The organism is Pseudomonas sp. BGI-2 (assembly GCF_004310295.1).
Taxonomy (GTDB): Bacteria; Pseudomonadota; Gammaproteobacteria; order Pseudomonadales; family Pseudomonadaceae; genus Aquipseudomonas.
Genome location: NZ_SISB01000063.1, coordinates 20053 through 27135, shown reverse-complemented (window position 1 = coordinate 27135; position 7083 = coordinate 20053). Strand labels below are relative to the sequence as shown.

At 57.7% G+C, this 7083-nt stretch carries 2 protein-coding genes; both read left to right on the top strand.

Going from position 1 to position 7083, the window contains the following annotated elements:
* Positions 1–5 precede the first annotated feature (5 nt).
* Positions 6–5690: a non-ribosomal peptide synthetase gene (locus EYC95_RS28605; RefSeq protein WP_305955880.1), complete on the top strand. Its 5685-nt coding sequence runs from the start codon at positions 6–8 to the stop codon at positions 5688–5690.
* A gap of 162 nt (positions 5691–5852) precedes the next feature.
* On the top strand, positions 5853–7061 hold the full coding sequence (locus EYC95_RS28600; protein WP_131063311.1) for an MFS transporter: 1209 nt from the start codon (positions 5853–5855) through the stop codon (positions 7059–7061).
* The last annotated feature ends 22 nt before the right edge of the window (positions 7062–7083 follow it).

The following is a 7083-nucleotide window of genomic DNA, read 5'->3' as shown; positions in this document are numbered from 1 at the left end:
TGGCGATCCTGAAGGCGGGTGGCGCCTATGTGCCGCTCGATCCGGAGAACTCGGGGGCGCGACTGGCGTTCATTCTTGGCGATACGGCTCCGGTTTTGGTGCTGGCTGACGCGGCCGGGCGCCAGGCACTCGGGGACGCGTTGCAGACTCGTACCGTAATCGATCCCAATGAGGCCCACGCTGAAGCCTTGGTCGGGGCGGACGCCAACCCTGAAGTTCCAGGTCTTACCCCCAATAACCTCGCTTATATCATCTACACCTCGGGCTCAACCGGACAGCCTAAAGGCGTCATGATCGAGCATGCTCAGGTGGTGCGTCTGTTCGGCACGACACACGCCGACTTTGGTTTTGAGGCCAGTGACGTCTGGTGCCTGTTCCACTCTTTTGCCTTCGACTTCTCGGTCTGGGAACTGTGGGGCGCCCTTCGTTATGGCGGCACGCTGGTGTTGGTCCCGCATGCCATTACCCGTTCTCCGCAAGCGTTCTATCAGTTGATTTGTGAGCAGGGCGTCACCGTCCTGAACCAGACCCCAAGCGCCTTCACAGCCTTGATCGAATATGCACAACCGTCATCGGACCGGTTGCGCTATGTCATCTTTGGCGGCGAAGCGCTGCAGCCGTCGATCCTGCGCGACTGGTATGGTGTGCGTGGCGAATCAGTCCCGCAACTGGTCAACATGTACGGGATCACCGAAACCACAGTCCACGTCTCCTGGTACCCCCTGACTTCATCCGATGCGCGACAAGACGACAGCGTGATCGGTCGGCGTCTGCCGGATTTGAATCTCTATCTTCTCGACGCGCATGGCCAGCCTGTTCCGATAGGGGCCGTGGGTGAGATGTACGTCGGCGGCGCGGGTGTTGCGCGTGGCTACCTGAACCGGCCCGAGCTGACGGCCGAGCGATTCCTGCGCGATCCCTTCGCCGGCAAACCTGAAGCGCGGATGTATAAAACAGGGGACCTGGCCCGTTACCTGCCGAACGGCAATCTGGCGTTTCTGGGTCGCAATGACGATCAGGTGAAGATCCGCGGCTTCCGGATTGAACTGGGTGAAATTGCGGCCCGATTGGCCGAGTATCCCTCCATCCGCGAGGCGGTGGTGGTGGCGCAAGGCGAGAAGACCGACAAGCGTCTGGTGGCTTACGTGGTGGCGCAGTCCGAGGTTCAGGACACGTCGATCGACTCAGAGTCTGGCCTGGCACTGGCGGGAGCGCTCCGTGATTACCTGAGCAGCCGTTTACCCGACTACATGGTGCCGTCTGCCTTTGTACGCCTGGACAACTTGCCGCTGACGGGTAATGGCAAGCTTGATCGACGGGCTCTGCCGGTTCCTGAGGGCGATGCCTTTGCCCATGCGGCCTACGAGGCGCCGTTGGGCGAGATCGAGGTCACTCTTGCCGGGATCTGGTCAGAGCTGCTTGGTGTTGAACAGGTCGGTCGTCATGACAACTTCTTCGCCCTCGGCGGCCATTCACTCTTGGCGGTGCGGTTGATCGAACGGTTGCGCCGCCAGGGCCTGAGCCTTGCCGTGCGTGATCTGTTTCAGACGCCTGTGTTGTCGGTGCTGGCCGGCACGCTTGGCCAACACCGCGAGGTAGTGGTGCCGCCCAATCTGATCAAGCCCGAGACGTGCAGAATCACGCCTGACCTGCTGCCGTTGATCGATCTCGGCCAGTCGGACATCGACCTCATTGTGTCGCAGGTTCCTGGAGGGGCAGCCAACATCCAGGACATCTACGCACTCTCACCGATGCAGGACGGCATCCTGTTCCACCACATGCTGGCAAAAGAAGGTGACCCCTATTTGCTGGTGGCCCAGATGGCCTTTGCTGATCGTGGAACATTGGAGCGGTATCTTGGCGCCGTTCAGAAGGTTGTAGACCGTCACGACATTTTGCGTACCGCTTTTGTCTGGGAAGGGTTGTCTCGCGCCGCGCAAGTGGTCTGGCGACAGGCTCCACTCTCCGTCACTGATATTGTTCTCGATCCGGCAGACGGCCCCGTTACCGAACAGCTTTCCCGGCGCTTTGATTCATGTCGGCACCGAATTGATCTGACCCAGGCGCCGGTGCTGCGCTTTATCGTTGCCCATGATCCTGTCGCAGGCCGCTTCATTCTGATGCAGCTGCAGCATCACTTGATTGACGACGCGTCTTCATTGCAGTTTTTTTATAACGAAGTGCAGGCGTTCCTCGCCGATCGCGGTGAGAAGCTGCGGTCGCCCCAGCCGTTTCGCAACCTGATCGGTCAGGTGCGGTTGGGCAAGAGCGTGGAGGAACATGAGCGGTTCTTCAAATCGATGCTGGCTGACATAGAAGAGCCGACGCTGCCCTTTGGATTGGCGGAAGTGCATCTGGACGGCGCGCAGGTAGGGCAGACCCACCGCATGGTTTCGGCCGAACTCAATGTTCGGCTGCGGGCGCAGGCGAGGCGATTGAATGTGAGTCTCGCCAGCCTGTGTCATGTTGCCTTTGCCCAGGTTCTGGCACGCACCAGCGGCCAGGAAAAGGTCGTGTTCGGTACGGTGCTGTTTGGGCGCATGCAAGCGGGTCACGGGTCAGATCGAGCCATGGGCATGTTCATCAACACGCTGCCGATCCGATTCGACTCAGGCGGCATTGATACCGCTGAGAGTGTCCAGCAGGCCCATGCCCGACTGGCCGAGTTGCTCGCTCACGAGCATGCCTCGCTGGCGCTGGCACAAAGGTGCAGTGGGGTCGCTACAGGCACGCCGCTGTTCAGCGCATTGCTCAACTATCGGCACAATGATCTGGCGGGTGCGGACAACATTGTCCAGACCATGGGGCAAATGCCGGGTGTCGAGTTCTTGAGTGAACAAGAGCGGACCAATTATCCGTTCACGTTGTCCGTGGAAGATTTCACTCACTCACTGGGGTTGACGACCCAAGTGGTCACGCCGTTCGATTCCGATCGGGTGTGTGGCTACATGGAACAGGCGTTGGACAGTCTGGCGCAGACCCTGGAACGCTCGCCGCAGCGTCCGGTTCGACAGCTGAACATTCTGCCAGCGTCTGAACGTACATTGCTGCTCAAGACGTGGAACGCGACGGAAGCATCCTGCCCGGATCATCTGGGCATTCATCATTTGTTTGAGGCGCAGGTGGCGCGCACTCCAGAGGCAACGGCGCTGATCTTCGAGGGAGAGAAGCTCAGTTATGGAGAGCTTAATGCCAGGGCGAATCGACTGGCACATCGGCTGATCGAGCAAGGCGTCGGGCCAGATCAGCGGGTGGCGATCTGTGTCGAGCGCTCGGCGGCGATGGTTGTGGGTCTGATGGCGATCCTGAAGGCAGGCGGCGCCTATGTGCCGCTTGATCCGGCCTATCCGGGAGATCGCCTGGTTTACATTCTTGCCGATACAGCGCCGGTCCTGGTGCTGGCCGATGCGGCCGGACGGCAGGTGCTGGGTGAGGCGTTGCAGTCCCTCACCGTGCTAGATCCCAATGAAATCTTGATGAAGGCTGATGCCAATTTCCAGGTTCCCGGCCTGACACCCCGCAATCTCGCTTATCTGATCTATACCTCGGGTTCAACCGGTCAGCCCAAGGGCGTCATGATCGAACACCATGGATTGATCGCATCGACGCTGGCACGGACCACGGTCTACAAGCCAGGTTCCGACGCTGTATTTTTACTGCTGTCATCAATGGCATTTGACAGCTCCGTGGCTGGCATCTTCGGAACGTTAACGACCGGTGGTGCCTTGTGTTTGCCAGGCGGCAAAGCCGTCGTAGATCCACTGATCATCAGCCGACTTTTGATTGAAAACGGCGTCACCTCAGTGCTGCTCGTGCCGTCTCTCGCAAGATTGGTTCTGCCGCAAGTCGCCCAGCTTGGATATGGACAACTGCGCCAGGTGATCGTGGCGGGTGAAACCTGTCCGGCGAAGCTGGTTCACGAAGTGACTTCAGCCTTTACTGACGTGGAATTGTTCAATGAATATGGCCCGACGGAGGCGATAGTCTGGGCGGCTGTCCATCGCTGTTCCTCTGATGACGTTGATCCGGTGCCGATAGGCCGTCCGATTTCAAACACACGCATTTACCTTCTGGACGCGCATGGCGAGCCTGTTCCGCTGGGTGCGGTGGGTGAGATGTACATCGGGGGCATAGGTGTTGCGCGTGGATATCTGAACCTCGCCGAACTGACGGCGGAGCGCTTCTCGCTCGATCCATTTGCCGGCGAGCCTGACGCGCGTATGTATAAGACGGGGGACCTTGCCCGTTATCTGCCGGACGGGAGTCTGGTGTTCCTGGGGCGCAATGACGACCAGGTCAAGATCCGCGGCTTGCGGATTGAACCAGGTGAAATTGCAGCCAGATTGACCGAGCATCCCTCCATCCGCGAGGCGGTTGTAGAGGTGCAAGGCGTAGACCCGGACAAGCGACTGGTCGCTTATGTAGTGGCACATCCAAAGGTCCCTGGAAATGATGCCTTGGTACCTAAGGCCGACTCAGACGCAGGTTTACCGCTTGCAGGACGACTGCGTGATTATCTGAGTGAACGTCTACCCGACTACATGGTGCCGTCTGCCTTTGTGCTGATTGAACGCTTGCCGCTGACCCCGAATGGCAAGCTTGATCGGCGGGCGTTGCCTGTTCCGGAGGGCGAGGCCTTTGCCCATGCGGCGTATGAGGCGCCGCAAGGTGAGACCGAGACGATCCTGACAGCACTTTGGTCAGGGTTGCTCGGGGTTGAACAGGTCGGTCGCCATGACAACTTCTTCGCACTCGGCGGCCATTCGCTCATGGCTGTCCAGATGATGCAAAAAATCAGGGGTTATGGTTTGGAGTGTTCGCTGAGCGACATTTTTGAACACCCGAGATTGGCCAACCTTGCCACTCGGATCGCACAGTCTCCTGTGTTCAATCCGCAGATCGGGGCGATCACGGTGCGCGCTGGCGGGACTGAGGCCCCGGTCTTTTTCGTGCCCTCGGGATTAGCCGATTATTCGTACGCTATTTCTCTGGCCCAACAAATTCGCGTCAGCTGCCCGATCCATGTATTGCCGTGGTCGGCCATTGGCGACACTTTACCTCACTCAATGGAAGCTATGGCCGACAGAATGATACCGCTCATCCAGGCGATCCAGTCTGAAGGGCCTTATCGCATTGCGGGGTATTCCTCTGGGGGGATTCTCGCTTACGCCATCGCCCATGGGCTTATGTGCAAAGAGGCCAGCGTTGAGTTTTTAGGCTTTATTGATGTGCCCGCGCCGCATAAGTTGCTTTATAAAAACCAGGGTATTAAGCAGTATTTTATTGAGCATGTTAAAGCGGTGGCTTGCGAGGCGGAGCGTCATAAATTCGATGTGTTAAATGAGGGTGATGAGTTTTCTGAGCTCATTCGAAAAGCACAGAATTTGGGAGGCTATGATTTAAACGCAGACCCCTCGCTGGAAACAGTCAAATGGCAAGCCATTTACCATTTCTCAAAAATTGCCGGCGCCTATATACCATCTCCATTGCCGGTCAATCTCTATCATTTCTACGCGGCTGATCGTGAGAAAACCCCTCTGCCGCGGGTTGATATGGTTGGCGGGTGGAGAGAACTCTTGCCTGATTTGGCGATTAGTTCTGTTTCGATTCCCGGCGGGCATGTGTCCATGATGGAGGACGTCAGTAATCGCAAGCACTTGGCTGAGGCAATCAATCGAGCGCTTTTTTAAGAGGTGATGATTGAGCGTTACGCTCATTGACATGCAAGTGGGTTTGAAACTGCCCACTTGCATGCTTGCTCAAATAACCACTCAGGCGCCGATATCCCCCCATTAGTTTGCGTTGCATGCAGCGGGCTACTTATCAGCGTCAAATTATAAAAAGGAGAAATCATGGCAAATCCCTACCGCGAACTTCTCACCACCCCGGGCGTCATGGGGTTAGTGATCGCGAGTTCCATTGCCCGTCTGCCACAGGCAATGATCGGCATCGGCATCATTACCATGCTGGTGCAGCAGACGGGTCTTTATTGGCTGGCGGGCTCGGTTGCCGGTACTTTTACCTTGGCGAATGCGCTTATCGGCCCGCAAGTATCAAAACTCGTTGATCAACGGGGCCAGAGCCGGGTTCTGCCCTTTGTGACGGCCTTCAGCATTGGCATGTTGCTGGCGCTGATCATTGCCGTTTATATGAGGGCTCCGGCCCCACTGCTTTTTATTCTTGCGGCATTGGCGGGCACGATGCCGAGCATGCCCGCGATGATAAGAGCACGCTGGACGCAGCTTTTCCGTGGCAAGCCGCAATTACACACGGCCTTCTCCCTGGACACGGTTCTAACTGAACTCGCCTTTATCATCGGCCCACCACTTGCCATTGGTTTGAGCGTCAGCTTTTTCGCCGAAGCCGGGCCCCTTGTCGCCGTCTTGTTGCTGGTTGTCGGCGTGACGGCTTTTCTTATGCAGCGGCAGACAGAACCGAAAGTGGTTGTGGGTATTAAAAGGAGCGCAAGCTCGACCCTGCTTATCCCCGGCGTTCGTACCATCGTGCTGGCGCTCTTGGCGATGGGTGTGATTGGCGGATCAATCGACGTAGCGGTTGTTGCCTTCGCCAACGCACAAGGCTGGCCGGCGTCTGCCAGTTTCATCCTGGCCGCCTATGCACTCGGCTCCATGATCGCGGGCCTGACGTTCGGCGCATTAAGGATTTCCTTGCCGATTGAAAAGCAGTTCTTTATCGGGGTTCTGATAACGGCAGTCACAGCCGTATTGCCCATTTTGTCACCGGACGTCTACATCCTTTCCGGGATGCTGTTTGTGGCCGGTATGTCATTTGCGCCAACGATGGTCGTCGTCATGAATCTCGGTACGATCATTGTCCCACCGTCCAGGATCACCGAAGGACTGACGTGGATGACGACAGGCATCAGCATCGGCGTAGCGCTCGGCGGCGTACTGGCGGGCCTGGTCATCGATGTCTATGGCGCGCAGGCAGGGTTCGGTGTCGCCATTGTCGCGGGGCTGGTCATGGTGGTGATCGTGCTTTTAGGGCTGCGTACACTTCGTGCCACGTCTGCGGTGTGTGCCGAGCCAAGCTTCCAGTAATCAGCAAGCTAGAATGATCATT